This window comes from Bacillus sp. FDAARGOS_527, from assembly GCF_003812125.1.
Lineage (GTDB): Bacteria > Bacillota > Bacilli > Bacillales > Bacillaceae_G > Bacillus_A > Bacillus_A paranthracis.
Genome location: NZ_CP033789.1, coordinates 129,697 through 148,918 on the forward strand (window position 1 = coordinate 129,697; position 19,222 = coordinate 148,918).

Here is a 19,222-nt window from a genome sequence, read left to right on the forward strand (position 1 = left end):
CCTTAATTTTCAGACTTCCGAAATCGAAATCCACTTAAAATGGAACTTTTCTTTTGATTCAACAATTGGTTTGGCAGTAATAACTCTGCTATTTCCTTCATTATTCCTTCAAGCTCTTTATAATAGTTCCGACTAGATAGTAACGTACTACTTTTTAATTGAGATTCAAATACATCCTCTATCTCATATGGTGCTAAAGCAGTTAATACCTTATCGCCAAAACATTCTTCTACTACTTCATGCTTTAAAAGTGCAGTAGAAAACTTATTCCCAATAATTCTCGTTTTCTCTAAAACTAAGTAAGAAACAAGTTTTCTCTCCTTTTGTGTAAGAGGATGCGCTATCTTTAACAATTGATGCAGATCTGGTTCTGCTACAAAGAAAATAAAATCTGCCATTTCACATATTTCATGGTATAAATCTTTATCCCAATCGTACCCCGCATCAATAATAGATATAGGCGCTTCTTGGTTAGCCAATAATACCTTAATAAAATGGTCAAAGTCCTGCTCTGTTTCGTTTTTCAGCTCTTGGTCCACTATAGGATTCTTTACGATATAATTTATTCTTCCTTGCTTCCATTTTGGAATTGATAATATATCAGATTCCTTCTGTAGCATCTCCTTATATCGCTGTAACATAAATTCACTACGATAGTTTTCTGGTGCTTCTGTATATCCCTTTAATAAAGGATACGTATATCCATCATCATATAGATTCTCTATATAGTTCACATCAATCTGTAGTTCATTTAAGTAAGCAGCTAAAAGATGTGAAACAAAAGTTGCACCACTTCTTTTGTTCATGCTGGCCACAACAATTGTTCTTCTCGGAATAGCAATACCTATTTGTTTTTCATATACCGGCTCAAAAGCCAATTTATATTGTTTTTTTATAATAGGTGCTTTTTGTGACTCACCTGGAACAGACTTACGCTTTTGATTGTTTTTAAATAGTTTCTTGGAGTTAGAGGAAGCTTCATTGTTGCCACCTTCCTCTAATTCACTTGATACTTCCTCTTCTTCCTCATCAACAGGAACTTCGGGTAACTTTGTTTGTTGTGGTGCCTGACTTGCGCCTACAATTTCTGCTACATTTTTAATATCCGACTCCTGTAGCAGCTGCGGGATAACTTTATTATCAATATCAATTCTACGAGAGTTAAAAATGTCATAGATACCTAGATAAATCAGTTTCGCCAAAAACTCATCATCATTTTCACGCTCTGTAAATACCACAATACGAATATCTCGATTAAAGCGAATATCTCTTAGTTTCTGTAAGATAATCAATTCACGTTTCTCTTCATGTCCCGCATCAATATTTAATCGTTTGTCATTAATACATAGAATATCGGGCTGTTCTGTATCTAGAATTTCATCTAGATACTTGATATGCATCACATCACTATCAGCTACTTCAAATCCCGCACCAATAAAATCCTCACGTAAATATGCCGTATATACAGTATCACTAATAGCTAAAACGATTTTTTTCACCATAGTTAACCTCCTACAAAATCTAACGTTGGATTAAAATCATGTTTTCAATTGGAATTTGTGCCTCAAGATGAACCTTCCCAATAATCTCATTCAAAATATACTCAATTTCAACTTGTTCCATTGTACGTGGAGCTCCAAAATCAGAATTTAGCTTTACTCGTATTTCTAATCGATCTTGTATCTCATGTAAAGGTGTACCAAGATAAAGAATGCTGTAGTATAAAACACCATCTTCAATATTTTTTTGAATCATATCTTTTGTTTGATGAATAAACGTAACCTCAGCAAGCTCAATAAAAGGATCATTAATTGTTACTTTGCTATTCCAATTTAAATTCCAAATCTCGCAATGTTCTTCCGCATGTACAACAACTCCATTAACAGAAGGCGTAATCGCGAAAAGACGATCTACAGGAACTTTGGTTAACGAGGTACTATTACCTTTCTTTAATTCAATTCCTTTTTCCATTCGCTCATGTTCAAAAGCATATTCAGCACCAGTGAATGCAACTTCGCAAAATACTTGTTCTAACAATGGACGAATCCCTTCATATGTTCGTATAGCAAATACACTAAATTCCTGTGTTTCATCTGTACGAATGATTTCGTACAATTCATATTCAGATGCATTTGCTAAGGCAAAAGGAATATCTTTTATAAAATTCGGATCAGTATATAGATTCTCAGGAATTTGCGTTTCAGGATGATTTATAAACTCAAGGCATAATTGATATCCTTTTAAAAATGTATTTTTAACAGCTGCAGGGAATAGAGTTTCAAAACGTTTCACATTATTTTTAAACGTTTTTTCTTCAATTTCGTTATTAAATTCTCTTTCCTGTAAGATATTTGCCTTATTCCCTAGTAATAAAAAGTAGTGATTAATAATGCGACTAATATCCTCTTCAAATGCTGCATTCTCCTCACAATACTTTGTAAATCGTTCTTTACTCATGTTCACAATTTCGTTCATAGCTTCAAATTCTCCCTTTTTATTGTTATTTATACAAAAAAAAGACACACCGATGGCAGGTTATGTGCCTTCGGTGTGTCCGTTTAGCTAGAAATTAAATCTATTAATTTGTATATTTCTCTTAGTTAATTGTAGTTCACGTATAAGAATACCTCTATGAATTTTAAAAGTCAATAGATTAATTACCTCCTTGTAAACTTATATTTATTCCTTCTTTCTATTTTTCTATGTATTTAATTTAAAAAAATACAAGTAATTAAATATAAATAATCCAAGTATTTTATATAAAAACAACAAGAAATATATATAACTAAACTCAATCATTAATTATAAAGAGATTCAGCAAACACCTCTAAAGCCTTGTATTACATACGTTCCTGGATATTAAGCTAAATTCACTATCGTAATATCCCCATTACATACAAGCTCTACATCATAGAAATCACAAATTAAGAAGTTAAATACCATATTACTAAGAATTCACAAGGTTAGAATCATATTACTAAGATAACCACAAGTATTGAATCGAATTATGAACATACCGAGTCGTAACCAAACATAACGTAAATCAATTATATGCTTCCGTAAAAATGCTAATAGATATATTTTCCTAAATAAAAAAGCATGTCTTCAAATTAAAGAACATGCCAAATAACCCTTGCTTTTAAGTAACTTTTTAACAAGGGTTTCCATATATATTTTTTTAAAATCACATAAATTCCGGATAAACACCATTCTTCTTATGATAATTTATCATTGCATCGTGTTTTTTCCCTGTAGACAAGTTTTTTTCCTTAAAACCTATCCAGGACTCTCTAAACTTTACACGCATAAATGCTGGAATAGAGAATATTTCTTGCTCTTTCAAACAACTTTCCACTTGATCTAATGCATAAGTCATTGCGTAAATTAATAATTCACTTTGTTTTTGTTTCGTCGGTAAATAGATTGCGATATCAACAATTTCTTGTCTAAATGCAGTCATTATATTTTCTTTATCTTTTTTACGTAACGCCTGTCCCATATGTTTCAAACGAGACACCGCTTCTTTTCTGCACTTCGCTACTGGTCTATGTAATTCTTTTTTATCATTCTCAATTACGCAGTTTGAAGAAAATACAACGTTGAACTTCTCAATGATGATTTGTTTTACCTGTTTCCTTGCACTAGTAATTCTTGTTTCATTAGATTTCTTCTCTTTAGAATCGATTGCAGTAAATTGCACGATGGGGTTAATAATTTCTATGTAGTGTCTTACTTTCTTTGCATTACGATTTAATCTCCTTTTTAAGGAAGACATCTTTCTTGTAATCTGAAACTCCTCAATTTTATGTTTATAATGTTCCATACCTACTTTTCTTGAAAAAGTATTGATTAAATCTAAAAGGAATATAATCCCTCTATTATCACGAGCCTTTACTAGACTACTCATTATCGTTGTTTGAATTAGGTGAAATGGAATACGGAAATACGATAGCGATATGCCTGTCATCTTTGCAGTTTCTGCAGTAGTGTGGTTATACAACGCATAATCTACAATTTCATATACAGTACGATTTCCAACAGGTGTTTCTTTTACGAGTCTACGCTCCAAACAAACTTGAAACCCTGTATAAATTGTTGTGTAGGGAATCCCACTTTTCTTAGCAAGATCCATTATTTGAAATTCACGTGGTAGCATTCCTATATCATTGCATTCAAAGTGAAGCAAGATGTAAGTAGCTAAAGCTGAAGATGGTAACTCTTTTCTTTCATTTTCTAGTTTTACGATGTTTAATAGTCCATCAAAAAATTTAACCCCATGAACTTTAAAGTTCTGTTGGGAAAAAGCCATTTGCGTATGCATAATGTTGCTAACTCCTTTCGAAAGAGCAGAAAAAGGCACTGTCATACCACGGATACAAAAATACTACTCTCTTAAAAGAGTAATACTTGTATAACAACGGTAAACAATGCCTAAAATTACGCAAGAAATCCCCTTTTTAAGTTGCACAAATACATAAGATACAGTAAAATTATCTTATAATTTCATGCAAAATAAAAAGGTTTATTGGCTTTGTTTACCGCGGTCGATTGAAAATTTCTTTTGGGATTTTTGTGCGGTGTACCACAATGAAGTAGTTGGCGCTATTTCATTGGGCTGATGAACCTTTTTTTGCTTTTTTATATTTTATTTTTTATTATATAAATATTTTATTATTAATAAATTTGTATATAAAAAAATACAAAAATATAAAGTAACTACATCATATATAGTTTTTCCCATGGTTGCAAGGTGATTTTTTCAAAAGTATGACCTTTGCTAAATGACTATGTATAAATAACCACCACTCAAACACCTCGTTGAGCGCCGCTCAATCAAAAGTCAATTCACAATAAGTAAGAACAACTTAAACAGCCTCTGATCAACCGCCTGATTGTCGCTCAATTAACAAAATATCATCGATAAAGCGCATTAATGGCACATTTTTCATTATCCACACCTTAAATCACCCAACTAATCACCAGTCACTCGTGTGTAAATACTGTTATTTTCGTATGTAGGTTGAGTGGTGATTGAACGGTTGATTTCATTGCATTAAACCTAATTGTAATCAGTCAATTAATCACCGGTCAATCATATTACTATTTTAGAATGAATGATTAGCGAATGGTTGAGTGATCGAGTGAAGGTGTAAGTTTTGAATAAGAATAAACTGTTTTTTTTATGATTAATATAAAAATAGTTCCATACTACTAATTAAGTAGTATGAAACTATTGAAAGAGATGTTTTGGTCAAGAGGTTTTTGCTTACTAACTACTGGTGGTTCATCAATAGACGTAGTAAAAAAATATATTGAAAATCAAAGTGAAAAGTGAGGTGAAATGATATGACAAAGCAGAATAAAGCATATAAATTCCGTTTGTATCCAACAGGAGACCAAGCACATCTTATGCGTAAAACCTTCGGTTGTGTACGTTTCGTGTATAACAGAATGTTAGCCGAACGGAAAGAAGCGTATGAAAATCACAAAGATGATAAGGAACAACTAAAGAAACAAAAGCTTCCCACTCCTGCGAAATACAAAGCAGAATTTGAGTGGTTAAAAGAAGTTGATTCATTAGCACTGGCAAATGCTCAACTAAACTTGCAAACTGCCTATAAGAATTTCTTTCGTGGTCAAAATGACTTCCCAACATTCAAAAGCAAAAAAGACAGAAAGTCTTATACAACGAATGTAGTGAACGGAAATATTATGTTGCTTAACGGTCATATTAAATTGCCAAAACTGAAAATGGTACGTATCAAGCAGCATAGAGAAATACCACAAGACCATGTAATCAAGTCATGTACGATTTCTATGACACCTACTGGTAAATACTATGTGTCTATCTTGACTGAATACGAAAAAGAGATTGTACAAAATGAAGTAGAAACAGTTGTTGGATTAGACTTTGCGATGGATCGATTATACGTTAGTTCTGAGGATGAGAGAGCCAATTATCCTAAGTTCTATCGTGAAATGTTAGACCGATTAGCAAAGGCACAACGAGTATTATCAAGAAGAACAAAAGGTTCTATTCGTTGGAATAAACAACGTATCCGTGTAGCTAAGTTACATGAAAAAGTAGCGAACCAACGTAAGAACTTCCTTCATCATAAGTCTAAAGAGTTAGCTACTCATTTTGATGTTGTAGCTATTGAAGATCTAAATATGAAAGGCATGTCGCAAGCACTTCATTTTGGAAAAAGCGTCGCTGATAATGCTTGGGGTATGTTCACTTCTTTTTTAGCTTATAAACTACACGAACAAGGCAAACAACTTATGAAAATAGACAAATGGTTTCCTTCCACAAAAACATGTAGCAGTTGTGGAAATGTGAAAAACATGTCATTGTCTGAGCGAGTATATTCTTGTATATGTGGTGTAAATCTTGATAGAGATTATAACGCAGCTATCAATATCAAAAATGAAGCAATACGCCTATTAGCGTTGGCATAGATAGCAATAAAATAACCCTTGGAACGAGGGGGTTAGCTCGGTTGTCTTAGGACAAATTCGTTAGCTATCAAAAGTAACGACTAACCGAGAAGCCACCACTTCAAACAGTCCATTAGGACGTTAAGTGGCGGGTAGTTCACAGATTGGAAGAAATAGAATTAGAAAACTCTTTGTATAGCAAAATAAACCTAAGTTCTATGATTATTATAAGTTTAAAACAATAGCTGTGAATGAATCATATTGATAATCAATGAACTAAGCTTTTGAAATGATATTAAGAATAAGCAAAATAAAAAGGCTATCAAATGATAGCCTTTTTATTTTTTTCCAAAAAGCTTAGAGAAAAAGCCGCCTTTTTGTTCAGTATTCTCTTGTCGCTGAGCATTAGCACTTTTTTGTTCTTGAATTAATCGTATAGTACTCATTAACTTTTCGTCACGTTCCTCTAATCGCTTATTGATTCTATCGAAATTATCCTGACTTTGTTTAGCCACCGCAGCGAAGAATTCCATATTTTGTTTTGTTAATTCTTCAGTCACTTTAGCTGTAACTTCCTCAGTAATTTTTTCCGTCAAAGCTTCTATAAAGTCTGGATTGACCTGTTGTGCTTTAACTAGTGATGTTTCTTTTGGTTCACCATCACCGTCAACATCTTCAGCATAAACATTGCGAATAACCGTCGGATCCATATCTAAAAGCCCAACAATTTCGTGCTTTTTCTTTGACTCAGAATAATAATGTTTAATCTTTTTTACTGTATCAATACTATCCTCATGAACATATTTAAGTTGGCGTTCTTTTTTTATGTTCAAGTACTCATCGAAATCATTCAACCATCTACGAAGAGTACTTTCAGGAATATCAAGCATGGTTGCTACTTCAGATACGCGATAATAACCATCGCTTAACTGTTCATCAATCATTTGCTCACCACCTAACTATATGATGCCTGTCCTATAATACATTATATAAAAATTCTATAGAAACTAAAAGAACCCCTTTGTAGATTACATAAAATATCATGGACTTTTATACCTGATCACTCAATCATTCACTGCTCATTTATTTAGCTGCATACCAATAATACCTATGTTATCGAGCGGTGATTAGTCGGGTGAGCGTGATTAACACTTGATTATGTACAAAATCACCTTAAAATTCTGTGAACTGAACTAAAAATTTTACATGGATTTTCACTTATTAAAATGCATCTTTTATAATCATTACGTATTCATTACAGTGTTTATTACCGTAATAAATGCGTAACAATTAAAATATTAATTACGGTAATTATTACGGAAGTATTTAAAGTATTGATTTAATAAGATTCTTGATTATCATCCGTAGATGTATTATAGTTAGTACATACAATACTTCGGAAATATATACCGAAGTATTTACGGCTTTTATAACGGTATTAAATTCCGTATAATTATCTTGTCTTTTTGTACCTATAGATAAAATTTATTATTTATTAAAGGTGGTGTGAAATTATTGTCTAATATATCAATGAGTAGTAGTGAAATTATTGATGTGCTTTGTGAGAATTTAAATGATGGGATTTGGGCTTTACGTGTGCTATACGCCGAGGGCGCAATGAACAAAGAAAAGTTATGGGATTATATCAACCAATATCATAAAGACTATCAAATTGAGAATGAAAAAGATTATGAGGGTAAAAAAATACTTCCATCGCGATATGCTTTAGATATTATGACTGCAAGACTTGAAGGAGCAGGGTTAATATCTTTCAAAGCAATAGGACGTGTTCGAATTTATGACGTAACAGATCTAGGAAATGTTTTAATTAAGGAACTGGAAAAACGAGTTGAGAAAAACAACTAAAATATATATTTGAGGAGGATATACATATGGCAGGCAATTTTTCAGAAATCGAAAGCCAAGGAAATATTAGTTTGAAATTTGGATTCTTAGGACTAGGTATGGGTGGATGTGCAATCGCAGCAGAGTGCGCAAATAAAGAAACACAAATTAAAAATAACAAATACCCATATCGTGCGATTCTTGTTAATACAAATAGTCAAGATTTTAATAAAATTGAGATTAAAAACACAGGGAACGTCCGTAAAATACAGTTAGAAGGATATGAACAAGGTGCAGCTCGTAATCCACAGGTTGGAGAGGAAGCATTTGTAAAGCATGAAACAAAGATTTTCGAAGCGGTAAAACAGGAATTTGAAGATCGTGATTTTATTTGGATTACGTGTGGTCTAGGTGGAGGAACAGGAACTGGTGCTCTATTAAAGGCTATTGAAATGCTCTATGAACATGATTACAATTTTGGATTGTTACTGACTTTACCACGTGATGCTGAGGCTTTAAAAGTATTAGAAAACGCAACTTCACGCATTCGTAGTATTGCTATGAACCAAGAAGCTTTTGGCTCAATTGTATTAATAGATAACGCTAAACTATATAGAAAATTTGAAGAGGAAAATCCAAGTGCTTTAGCAAACGAATATACTAGCTATAGTAACAAATATATTGCTGATGCATTACATGAGATTAACCTAGTTACTTCATCATTTACACCGTTTTCAGATACACATTTTGATGCGAGTGAATTTGCTCAAGTAATTAATACACCAGGCGTTTTATCATTAGCAAAATTAGAACTAAAATCAAATCAATTAGACACTGAAAACCCGCTAGGTTACTTGACTCAATTAGGTAACGCACTAGAAAAAGGCGTTTTATACGATACAGAAAGAGAAGAGCTAGAAAGTGCTAAAAAAAGCGCGCTATCTATCGTTACATCACCGCTGCGAGCAGGGCGATTATACAACTTCTCATTCCTTAATCAAATGGAAAACTTCTTAAAAGAAAGAACTCCATATGTAGATGAACGTCCTATAGCTCCATACGTTAATAAACATACAACAAAAAAAGAAGAGGATATAGTAAAATTCTATTCAGTTGTTGCAGGACTTCCATTACCAAAACGTGTTAGTGATATTATTGATGAGATTACGAGAATTAAAGAAGAACGTGAGCAAGCTAATTCAAAGAAATCCAATGCTGTTTTAAATAAACTTTTTGCATTTGATGATTCAGTACAAGAAGAAAAACCTAAAAAGAAAAAATTAAATTTTGGTGCTGAACCTGAAGTAGAAGTTGCTGACGATTCACAACCAGCAAAGAAGAAATTATCATTCTAAACAATAGACCGACAAATATAATTTTGTCGGTCTTTTTCTATTTCAATAGCAAAAAGAAACTACAATGCACAAGTGATTAATCTATTATATTTTCTGTATGTGTAACATGTCTTTATATAATGTAATTGTTTAAATAAATTGTTAGGCCGTCCTAACGATTTTATTCCAATACTTGAACCTTTAAAAAATTGTTCGGTTAAAACATGTCTTCCGTCCGAACAATTTTAAAAGAACTGAAAGACTATATAAATCAATGTTTCTAGCTAATTTTTAGGAAGAGAAGTAATCCAAACTTCAGCGTACAAGTTTTAGTATCTAGATTAAAGCAAATTCAGCTTAAACTTTTAATAATTTACAACTAAATTTTGCTGTAATAAGATATATAGAAATGGTTGTTATTTATTGAAAATACATTCGAGTTATGGAGTTGCATATAATGAAAAGTAAAACGTATAAATATACAAGCAAAGGTACACAGAAATCTTTTCGTTTAAAAGAGGCCGATATATTTGTATTTACATTTTTATATTACAAAAGGTATCTTACTACACGACAAATTACTCAGCTTTATAGTGCATTTGAGGGTAGAGATTTTTCTGAGGATAGTGTGTTTACGAAACTTAATCGTTTTTCAAAATACGGTGCTATCCTGACTAAAAAAATTGATAAAAGAGATGATAGTATAACCAGACGTGCGACATTCTCCTTAAAAGATAGAATGGTTGATTACCTTCAAGAATTAGGAAGGATTCCTGCAGGATCTTCAAAACGTAGATATTCTTCTTCAATCTCACTACATACACTCTGCTCAAGAGAAATATTAGTACGCACACTTTTGGAAGTGTCGAAAAAGACCAATACGAATAAATTATTATGCGAGTTAGATATTCGCTCATATCATCAAAAACAAAAGAAAACAGAAATTGAAGATGCAGGGTTACTTCTAATTCCTGATGAACACATTTCATATAAAGACAAAAATATTTACATTGAAATGGATATGTGCAAAGAAACCAATGCTACCTTAGTTGAAAAGGTGGGGAAGTATATTGAATATGCACAAAAAAACACTAAAAATATAACTGTTGTTTTTGTTATGTATGACAAGTCGATGTTCCTTGCAGAAGATGCAGAACCTCCATACGTACGTATGAAGAATCTCTTATTTTCTATGCGAGAATATCATGAACATTTAATGAATCTACCAAACCTAAATATGCACATCTGCTCTTTGAAAGAAGCTGGAGATGTTATTTCAGATATTCTTCTAGGAATAGATGATAATCAAAACTTTGAACAAGATATTCTCTTACCTTTATCTAAACGTACAGTAGGAGATGCTGATTGGCGCTATGCATTTGTTGAAACAGTTCAAACATTTAAAGAGAAAATAGATGGTGGTCTTAGACGAACGTATAAGAGAGATAAAGATGTAATGCAAGATTTCTTCTTTATTTTTGGGAATGAAAATGATTACCGAATGATTGCTAGATTAGACGATGTTGTGTTTTCAAGAAGAGAAGGTGATGAAGGGGTGCCGCTTGTTGTGATTTATCCAAAGCGCAAAAAGGCTAGAGATATACTTTTAATGGACACGTATGACAACGTATTACTGCTATCCCTCCAAAATGAAGGTGTTACTATCGATGCGGATGAACAGATCATGGCACGTACTGCAAATAACATACATCCGAAAAGACGCAAGCTTGTTGAATTATATTAATCGTTAATTTTTTATATACTTTTATACAATTTTATTGATTTTTATTATTTAAGGTGATAGAATTACGTTTGAACTAAACACAAAAAACTACAATCAAATCAGAACATATGAAATTAAGGCAAGCGACACACGCTGTTTTTACAGTGGGTGTCGCTTGCCTTTTTTTATATGGAGAAAGGTGGAAAATCAAAATGGATTTACAATATGCAACTACTACTACTGGGGGAGTGCTCTCTGCTAGAGAAGCATTTAAAAACCCGGAACTAGTCCTTAATCATATTACAGAAGAGGGGGCAACGTTTAGTGTTTCTCTACAAGATATCCAAATTCCAGGGAAACCAAATTTCTATTGGTACGATGTCATAATTGAAACGGCAACGGATAAAAAGATTGAGGTAAATATCGCGGTACTTTCTCAAGAAGAATACAATCAACTCTGTGAAAGAGAGAGTATTGATTTATATTTAAAACAAACTGAAGATGCAGCAAAATTCTTTCTCGAAAAATCAAAGGAACTATTCCAACCAGAATTCAATAATCGATTCCAGTTTAAACATAAAGCTCAACTATATCTGTAAGAAGTAGGTGAGCCTATATGGAGACATTTAAACAACGATTACCGTTATTTACTACAATCGGCTTAATTAGCGGATTTATTCTTTCATTTGGATTCGGTTTAGTAAACTACATCAAGTTACTCTACTATGCATTTGAACCACCGTCTTATCCTATAGAAATTACATATGTACCGCTTATTTTAATGTTCTTTTCTTTACTATTAGGAGAGTTTAGCTTTAGGTTTTACAGCCGTATTCCAGCTTTACATATAAATAATGGGAAACTAATAATCTTGGTTGCTTCCCACTTTGCGGTTGATATTCAATTTTTATGGTTTGCAACTGCTCCGATCCATGCAAAGGTTATTCCTTATCTAGCGGATAAATCAAAACATCTTAATTTTGGTGAGTATGAAGCCTTAGGTCATGTCTTAACAGGTAATTTTCACACACTCACTATGATTTTTGTATTTTTACCAACAGTATTTATGATTTTGTTTACACTTTGGTATAGTGGGCATATTGTTCGCTACCGAGAAGAGATATTAAAGTGGGTACAAAAATACGAATATAAAAATCACAAATTACAAAAATGGTTTAATAGCCAAGAAGAACAAATATATCCTGATGTAGAAATTGGACCGCATATTGAGCATAAAGAGATGGTTCGTATTAAGGGGAAAGATAGAACGTTAAATTGTATTATTATTGGTCCTATTGGTTCTGGTAAAACATCTAGTTTAATTATTCCCATGATTAATCAAGATTTACATTGGATGGCGCGTTTTATCAATAAGTTCATAAATGTCTTTAAAAAGAAGGATTATCATACAGAAGAAGTAAAAGGAACATTTTTAAATGGTGTGACTGTTATCGAACCGAGTAATGATTTATGCCAAAAGGTTTTTAAGTTAGTGCAAGCACATAAAATACCTGAAAGTGCAGTTTACTACATTGATCCAACTAATCCTGATACCAAAAATATAAACATTCTGCGAGGACCAGTAGATAAAGTAGCAGAAGTTTTCGCAATGGTTATTCAAGGTTTGTCTGAATCTAACAATGCATTCTTTGAACAAGCGCAGCGTAACCACCTTAAACAACATATCTATTTATTAAAGCTTCACAACCCACAAAAAGATGTTACCTTCGACGATTTGATTGAGATGTATGACGATGTAGAACGTGTTCACCGAATGCATAAGCTATTAAAGGTACAGGTCGAAAAGTTATATGATTTTGTTCAAAGTGGAGCAGCTTCACGTGACCAAAAAAATGAATATAAAATTATAAAAGGTATAGACGAATGGTTTGATAATACCATTCGTGAAAAGCTGGATTTTCAAGGTGAACCAGCCGTTTATAAATCGGGAAAATACCGCGGACAACCGATGCATTATGACAGAGAAGAAGAATATGTAAAAGGTTTACGCAACATATTAAAAGATTTAGCTTCAAACGTTTTAATACGACGTGTTTTATTTGGAAAATCCGATTTTGATTTCGATGTTCATTTAGAGCAGGGTGGGATTTTGTTAGTCAATACGGCAAAAGGAGAATTAGCAGACCTTTCAAACGTATTAGGAAAATTTGTATTGTTAAGTATGCAAAATGCAGTATTCCGTAGAGATCCAAACGTCTCACCTTACCATCATATTATTGTCGATGAGTTTCCGGATTACGTTGTGCGGCCGTTTAAAGAATTCCCTGCACAATCTCGTAAATATAAAGTAATTTTAACAATCGCTAGCCAAACACTATCGCAATTAGCTCTCGACTTCACAGAGCAATACATGTTTACTTTACTAGGTTCATTCCGTAACAAAATGATATTTGGAGATGTAACACCATATGATGCAAAAATTTTCTCTGACATGTTTGGTGAGAAAGAGGAATTTAAAGAGGCAGAATCCGAACAGGGCATTTCTCCTATGCAAGAGAATCCAGTTAGTCGACTAGGATCAACCTATCAAAAAACGAAAGAAGTTGTTATGTCACCAGGAGATATCATGGCACAAGGGGCATTCATCTGTGCTGCTCGTATCGTACAAGATAATCATGTGCAACCTGTACAACAAATCACAAGTAACTTTGTACCAAAAGAAGAATTTGCCCAAGCAATTATTCAAGTAGATACAAAAACAGGTGAATATTGGGAAAATGAGCGTCTTCGCCTTATTAATGAATCTATAGAAAAAGCTAATCCTCTGAAGCATGTAGATGCAGAAAACATGAAGAAAATACAACCATTACCACCTATACAAGAAGGTGAGATTGAACAGAATAACTCCATAGAAACAAACGAGGAGCATCAACACATTGTATCATTGGAGGATTATAAGGGACAAAAGTCTCAAAATGAAACCTTATCTAATGATCCTGCAGCAATGAACCAGCAGGGGAATGTTGATGATGAAGTTGAAAATAAGTTGTATGAAGATATTAAGGAATTTATTATCGAATCACAACAAGTCTCGCCATCTCTTCTGCAAAGAAAATTCAAGATTAGCTATATGAAATCTATGCAATATATTGAGAAGTTAGAACAAAATCTAGTTGTAAGTTCTTACACAGGGGATGGTCCTCGTAAAGTATTAATTTCAAATAATAGTAGTACATCAGAAGAAACAAGTGTTATTACTACTCATTCACCTGACAATACTATTTCACCGGAAGTAGCAATTCCAATTGAAGGCGAAGAAATCGAACAAGAGGAAACTAGCTCCTTTAAGGATATTCTATACGAAGATGTTTTAAGTTTTGTGAAGGAATCGGGAAGTATCTCTATATCTGTACTACAAGACACGTTTAAAATTAGTTATACACGTGCATCGAGATTAATAGATGCCTTACAACGAAATGGTGAACTGCCTGTTATAGCAGAAGAAACACATGTAGAAAGTATAAGCTCTGAAATAAAAGAACCGGCCGTGAAAGAAGATATTAAAGAAACCATAGATATAGCATTACCTCCTATGGAAGAATGCTATGAAATAAACATGGAGGTAGCAGAACTAAACAAAGAATTATCTATTACTATGTTAGAGCAAGATTGGAATAAAGATTCCATTATTCATTCCGTGATTCCTGTTGAGACCGAACCATTGTTTGAAGAATTCCCATCTGATGGACTTCCCGTTACAATGATAGGAACTGCAGAAACAAGTATAGAATCTACTTCACTTCCCGTTACAATAACAGAGCTAGAAGAAACACATGTAGAAATCAACACGGTTCCAATTGAAGAAACGCTTAATCATATCGAAGAAAACAAGCTAGATGAAGATGTAGCAAAAGTTTACGAATCTATTAGTATTACGGTACAAGAAAACTTAGAAAAAAATAGAGAAGAGCATTCGAAAAATGATGAGAAGCAACCAGAATATAAACCTATGAGTTATAAAGAACGCCAAGAGCACTTAAAATCTCATCAAAAAAATAAGAATAATACTACGCAGTCGCTGCTTAATAAAAATGAGAAACCAAAGCCCAAAACATCGAACGTAATGAGTAAGGAATTGAATAATTTCTTTGATTAATAGTTTGTAAATCTTAAATTAAATCTAGTATTGGTATAGCCAGCATTTCGGAAAAAACCACGCTAAGCCAAAAATAAAATAAGCTGCCCATATAGGCAGCTTATTTAGTCGGGTAAGCGGGGGGCATCGCTGCCCCCAACTCCCCTCAGAACCGTACGTGACAGTTTCCCATCATACGGCTCAAGCCTTCTTTTTATCCGATTTCAGTCCCTTTAGTATAGGCAAGGTAAGTGAACTAATTTTAAGTTTAAATTAGACAATATGAGGTGTTGCGGAACAGGCATGTCTTTTACGACTACCTTTTCCCCGTTTTGTAGTGGAGTTTTGCAGATAGCGCAGCGGTAACCTTGTTTTCTAGCCAGCTTCATTCTATCCATCGTGTTTTCCGTATCAAATACCTTACGGTCTCTTTTTTCCCAGTATTCTTTCAATGTTGGGTCATCAGGACTATTTTTGAATTTCACCATGTTGTGTCTCTCAATCTTAATCCATGACATATGTAAGAGTTGGATATTTGTTTTCGGGCAGGTTGGTGTCCAAGCATTTCCACCATGATGTGGATGCCTGTAATACCTTGCATATATCCATTTCCACGACTTCTTTGGATGGAGCTGTCGAAGATGTTTGCCGATTCTCCAATAGATATAGCTATCCATTGTACCAAAGATTTTCTTAGAAACGACATGTTTCCAGTATTGCCCGTATCCTCTGATAATAGGATTAAGCACTCGGATGATTTCTCCGATGGGTTGACCCCTCATGACACGTAAAGTATCTCCAATTTTCTTCTTCGCTTTCTGTCTACTGCCCTTACTTGGTTTGATGAACAGTTTATTCCCCTGTTCAGTTTGGTACTGCCGAATCAAGAATCCTAGGAACTCAAATCCTTCCTCAATATGTGTAACCTTCGTCTTTTCAGGGCTTAATTCCAATCCCCTGTCCTTTAAGTAGGGACGAAGTCTCATATATACAGAGAGTGCTTGTTCTTTTGTCTCCGTTAAGACCACAAAATCATCTGCGTAACGGATAAGGGTAAATTTGCAAGCAGGATTCATAATATAACTATCATTAGCTTTATAGTTTTTCTTGTAAGTAATTCCCAAGGTTTCTTCCATTCCATGAAGGGCAATGTTAGCGAGAAGTGGCGAGATAATTCCTCCTTGCGGAGTACCTTCTTGCGTTTCCGCGAAAAAGCTTTGCTCCATGTATCCCATCTTGAGCCATCGCTTCAATAGTTTTCTTCCTGGGAAGTAAGAAGTTTGTTTGAGTATCCACTCATGGTTGAGATGATCAAAACAGCCCTGAAAATCTCCTTCAAATATCCATTTCTTCTTTGTGCCCCCGTTGATTCTATTGAAAATGCTTCGTATGGCATCATGGGTACTTCGCTTAGGACGAAACCCGTAAGAAATAGCTTCAAATCTGGCTTCCCACTGTGGTTCAAGGGCATTTCGCACTATATTTTGATATACCCTATCCTTTATAGTTGTGATGCCCAACGGTCGCAATTTTCCGTTTTTCTTCACAATGTATATACGTTTTGCTGGTTTTGGTCGGTGTTGTAGCGTATTTAACTTTTTGAGTTGCTCATAGAGAAGATTTCTTTCTCTGCGACTCAAGGCTGTATGTTCATCAACACCTGCTGTTCGCTTTCCTTTATTCTGCTGTGTTACTCGTCTAATTGATAACAGTAAGTTTGCTTCGCTTCTCATGAGTAAGCGTTGAAGTTTTCTTACCTTTCTTTGTTGCTGTAACTGTTCGGCACGGTAAATTCTTTGTCGTAACTTCGTCACATACATCTGAACTGCTTTCCAGTTTGTATACGAGACGTGCGCCGACGCTCGTTCTGAGGTGTTCATAACTGCACGCTCCTATTCGTCAGAAGATAACTTACAAATGTATTTCCATGTTGAAGACCTATAAGAAGTGGGCTCCCTTTCAGGCTTGTCATGGGTTTGTCCGTAAGGACGACAATATCCGCTCAGTTATACATATTTCTATGCTTTCCTGTTTCCTTTCGGCTAGCGGCTTTTGCTTTCTCTTATATCCTTTACCCTCTGCCACATCGTTTGACTTTACAGTCATCCTACTGCTTGCGCAGATGACATAGGGCTTACCAAGTTTCACATTCCACAGATACGACAGGGTTAGGTGGACTCTTTACTCCGGATAAGTTGCGGGATGCAACGCGGCAGTATTATGAGAATGCCTTTCCTCTTATCAAGACCTGGGTAGAGCTGTACATTATCCCAAGCTAACGATTACGAAGCTTACGAGCCTTCACTCTCGTTCACCGTACCTGTCTTCTCCTAGCGGTATTCCGAGTCATGTACAGACTCTCTGTTTCCACATTTCCTCATGCAACCCACGAGCCCGTTACCAAGTCCGCAGTTTCGGATGGAGATAGACTTTGCATCTAATCTAGTAGCAGAAGCTACCCTGTGGGAATGCGACTTCTTGTCGCACCATAATTCTCGATATAGGAAGTTCTATTTTAGTAAACTCATAGCAACTACAATACATCCAACTATAAATAATTCTTTTTTAAATATGTATTTTTATCTTTACTTAGGATATGCTATAGTCTTTTCCTTAAAAATGTTTCCATAATATCTCTCTTAAATCTTTCATAATTGAACTGAAAAGCGATATTATGTGTTTTATAACCTGGATTTGTCACAAAACGAAAGTCTGCGATACTTTGACCAAATCCTTCTCCTTGATCGGGAATTACTTTGATGGGCACTTTTGACAGACGAACTGCATCTGGATTCAACAAATACCATATTGTTACAAAATCATGCATAGGGCTTCCTCCTATGCCAGGATTCGATTTAGAGTAGAAATTATAGTAGTAGTCTAACATAGGTTTGATGATGAGTCCTGCAAGGTCTTGTGTATTCCGGTGAAATGCATCAATTTGTTGAACCATTTCAGGTGTAACAATCGCGTGTTGGGTGACGTTTAATGGAATAATTGTCAAATTCTTCGCATGCTGCAGAATTAAGTTTGCTGCATAAGGGTCTGCGTAAAAGTTAGCTTCAGCCACAGCAGTCACGTTTCCGGGGTAAAAAAAGGCTCCACCCATGCAAATGTATTCTTTCACATTCCGCATTGCTTCTAAATTCAAAATAAATGACGTAGCCAATGATGAAAGTCTTCCCAAATTGATAATTGTAAGATCGTCTAAATTTGAGTTTATAATTTTGTAAATATCATTTATGGGATAAATTGGATAAGGGATTTCAGGTGGAATGATAGGTCCTAGTCCTACTTTTCCATGTACTTCAGGAAAATATTGAACCAATATACCTGTTAAAGGTACAGAAGCACCGAGAAATACGGGTATCTCTTTTCTTCCCGAAATATACTTCAAATAGTTAATATTTTTTATAGCATTCTCTCTCGATACATTTCCATAATCCGCTACAATCCCCACAAGTTGGATATCCTTACGAAAAAAGGTGTACAGAATAGCAAACACATCATCAATTCCCAAATCTGTAAACAAGAGAACTTTTTTGGGCATATGTTTTCCTCCAAAAGCCATAAAATTTTATTTTTACTAAGGATGTAATGAATAGGCTTGTACTATATTTGATATATATTTGATATATATTTTATATATTCTTCAATAGTACATTTTGTTCATCTATAACTTTAGATATCTTATATGTGTTTGCATCTAAAAAAGTATTTTTGTTTTGTATATTGTATACAAGTACAGTTAACATAACGCATCATTATTGGTAGAGAGGAAAAAAG

The 19,222-nt window shown here is 34.1% G+C and carries 12 protein-coding genes and 1 pseudogene; 7 read left to right on the plus strand and 6 right to left on the minus strand.

Annotated features, from left to right (window positions below; translation table 11 throughout):
- Positions 1-2: 2 nt before the first annotated feature.
- From EGX95_RS00790 to EGX95_RS00800, 3 genes are all read right to left on the minus strand, one after another.
- Positions 3-1,502 (minus strand): hypothetical protein, encoded by a 1,500-nt coding sequence (locus EGX95_RS00790; protein ID WP_000239320.1) that lies wholly within the window; start codon positions 1,500-1,502, stop codon positions 3-5.
- A 19-nt stretch (positions 1,503-1,521) separates the two neighbouring features.
- Positions 1,522-2,475, minus strand: coding sequence for a hypothetical protein (locus EGX95_RS00795; RefSeq protein ID WP_123805314.1), 954 nt, complete (start codon positions 2,473-2,475; stop codon positions 1,522-1,524).
- Between the two features lie 709 nt (positions 2,476-3,184).
- Positions 3,185-4,321 (minus strand): hypothetical protein, encoded by a 1,137-nt coding sequence (locus EGX95_RS00800; protein WP_000557422.1) that lies wholly within the window; start codon positions 4,319-4,321, stop codon positions 3,185-3,187.
- Between the two features lie 906 nt (positions 4,322-5,227).
- On the opposite strand from EGX95_RS00800, the pseudogene EGX95_RS00805 reads away from it, so the two are divergent.
- Both EGX95_RS00805 and EGX95_RS00810 read left to right on the plus strand, forming a co-directional pair.
- Positions 5,228-5,335: pseudogene (locus EGX95_RS00805) on the plus strand (transposase); the annotation flags it as partial.
- Positions 5,336-5,346: 11 nt separating this feature from the next.
- On the plus strand, positions 5,347-6,459 hold the full coding sequence (locus EGX95_RS00810; RefSeq protein WP_042512128.1) for an RNA-guided endonuclease TnpB family protein: 1,113 nt from the start codon (positions 5,347-5,349) through the stop codon (positions 6,457-6,459).
- A 317-nt stretch (positions 6,460-6,776) separates the two neighbouring features.
- Here the strand turns inward: EGX95_RS00810 and EGX95_RS00815 are convergent, their stop codons facing one another.
- A complete protein-coding gene (locus EGX95_RS00815; protein WP_000564666.1) occupies positions 6,777-7,382 on the minus strand; it encodes a MerR family transcriptional regulator in 606 nt (201 codons plus the stop codon).
- A gap of 586 nt (positions 7,383-7,968) precedes the next feature.
- Between EGX95_RS00815 and EGX95_RS00820 the strand changes: the two genes are divergently transcribed.
- The 5 genes from EGX95_RS00820 to EGX95_RS00840 all read left to right on the plus strand — a co-directional run bounded on the left by EGX95_RS00820 (position 7,969) and on the right by EGX95_RS00840 (position 15,457).
- Positions 7,969-8,304 (plus strand): hypothetical protein, encoded by a 336-nt coding sequence (locus EGX95_RS00820; protein WP_000098927.1) that lies wholly within the window; start codon positions 7,969-7,971, stop codon positions 8,302-8,304.
- A 26-nt stretch (positions 8,305-8,330) separates the two neighbouring features.
- Positions 8,331-9,638: a plasmid replication protein RepX gene (gene repX, locus EGX95_RS00825; protein WP_000918313.1), complete on the plus strand. Its 1,308-nt coding sequence runs from the start codon at positions 8,331-8,333 to the stop codon at positions 9,636-9,638.
- Between the two features lie 436 nt (positions 9,639-10,074).
- Positions 10,075-11,361: a replication-relaxation family protein gene (locus EGX95_RS00830; protein ID WP_000837871.1), complete on the plus strand. Its 1,287-nt coding sequence runs from the start codon at positions 10,075-10,077 to the stop codon at positions 11,359-11,361.
- 191 nt (positions 11,362-11,552) lie between these two features.
- Positions 11,553-11,939 carry a hypothetical protein gene (locus EGX95_RS00835; protein ID WP_000365750.1) on the plus strand — a complete coding sequence of 129 codons (387 nt, stop codon included), beginning with the start codon at positions 11,553-11,555 and terminating at the stop codon, positions 11,937-11,939.
- A 17-nt stretch (positions 11,940-11,956) separates the two neighbouring features.
- Positions 11,957-15,457, plus strand: coding sequence for a DNA translocase FtsK (locus EGX95_RS00840; RefSeq protein ID WP_123805316.1), 3,501 nt, complete (start codon positions 11,957-11,959; stop codon positions 15,455-15,457).
- A 212-nt stretch (positions 15,458-15,669) separates the two neighbouring features.
- Here EGX95_RS00840 and ltrA read toward each other — a convergent pair whose 3' ends face one another.
- A complete protein-coding gene (gene ltrA / locus EGX95_RS00850) occupies positions 15,670-17,316 on the minus strand; it encodes a group II intron reverse transcriptase/maturase (protein ID WP_042512127.1) in 1,647 nt (548 codons plus the stop codon).
- Positions 17,317-18,035: 719 nt separating this feature from the next.
- Entirely contained in the window at positions 18,036-18,986 is a 951-nt protein-coding gene (locus EGX95_RS00860) for a nucleoside hydrolase (protein ID WP_001125083.1), read from the minus strand.
- Positions 18,987-19,222: the final 236 nt, after the last annotated feature.

Coding starts and splice junctions, on each gene's coding strand:
- EGX95_RS00795 (WP_123805314.1), bottom strand. CDS start 2,475: ATGAACGAAATTGTGAACATGAGTAAAGAACGATTTACAAAGTATTGT.
- EGX95_RS00790 (WP_000239320.1), bottom strand. CDS start 1,502: ATGGTGAAAAAAATCGTTTTAGCTATTAGTGATACTGTATATACGGCA.
- EGX95_RS00800 (WP_000557422.1), bottom strand. CDS start 4,321: ATGCATACGCAAATGGCTTTTTCCCAACAGAACTTTAAAGTTCATGGG.
- ltrA (WP_042512127.1), bottom strand. CDS start 17,316: ATGAACACCTCAGAACGAGCGTCGGCGCACGTCTCGTATACAAACTGG.
- EGX95_RS00810 (WP_042512128.1), top strand. CDS start 5,347: ATGACAAAGCAGAATAAAGCATATAAATTCCGTTTGTATCCAACAGGA.
- repX (WP_000918313.1), top strand. CDS start 8,331: ATGGCAGGCAATTTTTCAGAAATCGAAAGCCAAGGAAATATTAGTTTG.
- EGX95_RS00840 (WP_123805316.1), top strand. CDS start 11,957: ATGGAGACATTTAAACAACGATTACCGTTATTTACTACAATCGGCTTA.
- EGX95_RS00860 (WP_001125083.1), bottom strand. CDS start 18,986: ATGCCCAAAAAAGTTCTCTTGTTTACAGATTTGGGAATTGATGATGTG.
- EGX95_RS00830 (WP_000837871.1), top strand. CDS start 10,075: ATGAAAAGTAAAACGTATAAATATACAAGCAAAGGTACACAGAAATCT.
- EGX95_RS00835 (WP_000365750.1), top strand. CDS start 11,553: ATGGATTTACAATATGCAACTACTACTACTGGGGGAGTGCTCTCTGCT.
- EGX95_RS00820 (WP_000098927.1), top strand. CDS start 7,969: ATGAGTAGTAGTGAAATTATTGATGTGCTTTGTGAGAATTTAAATGAT.
- EGX95_RS00815 (WP_000564666.1), bottom strand. CDS start 7,382: ATGATTGATGAACAGTTAAGCGATGGTTATTATCGCGTATCTGAAGTA.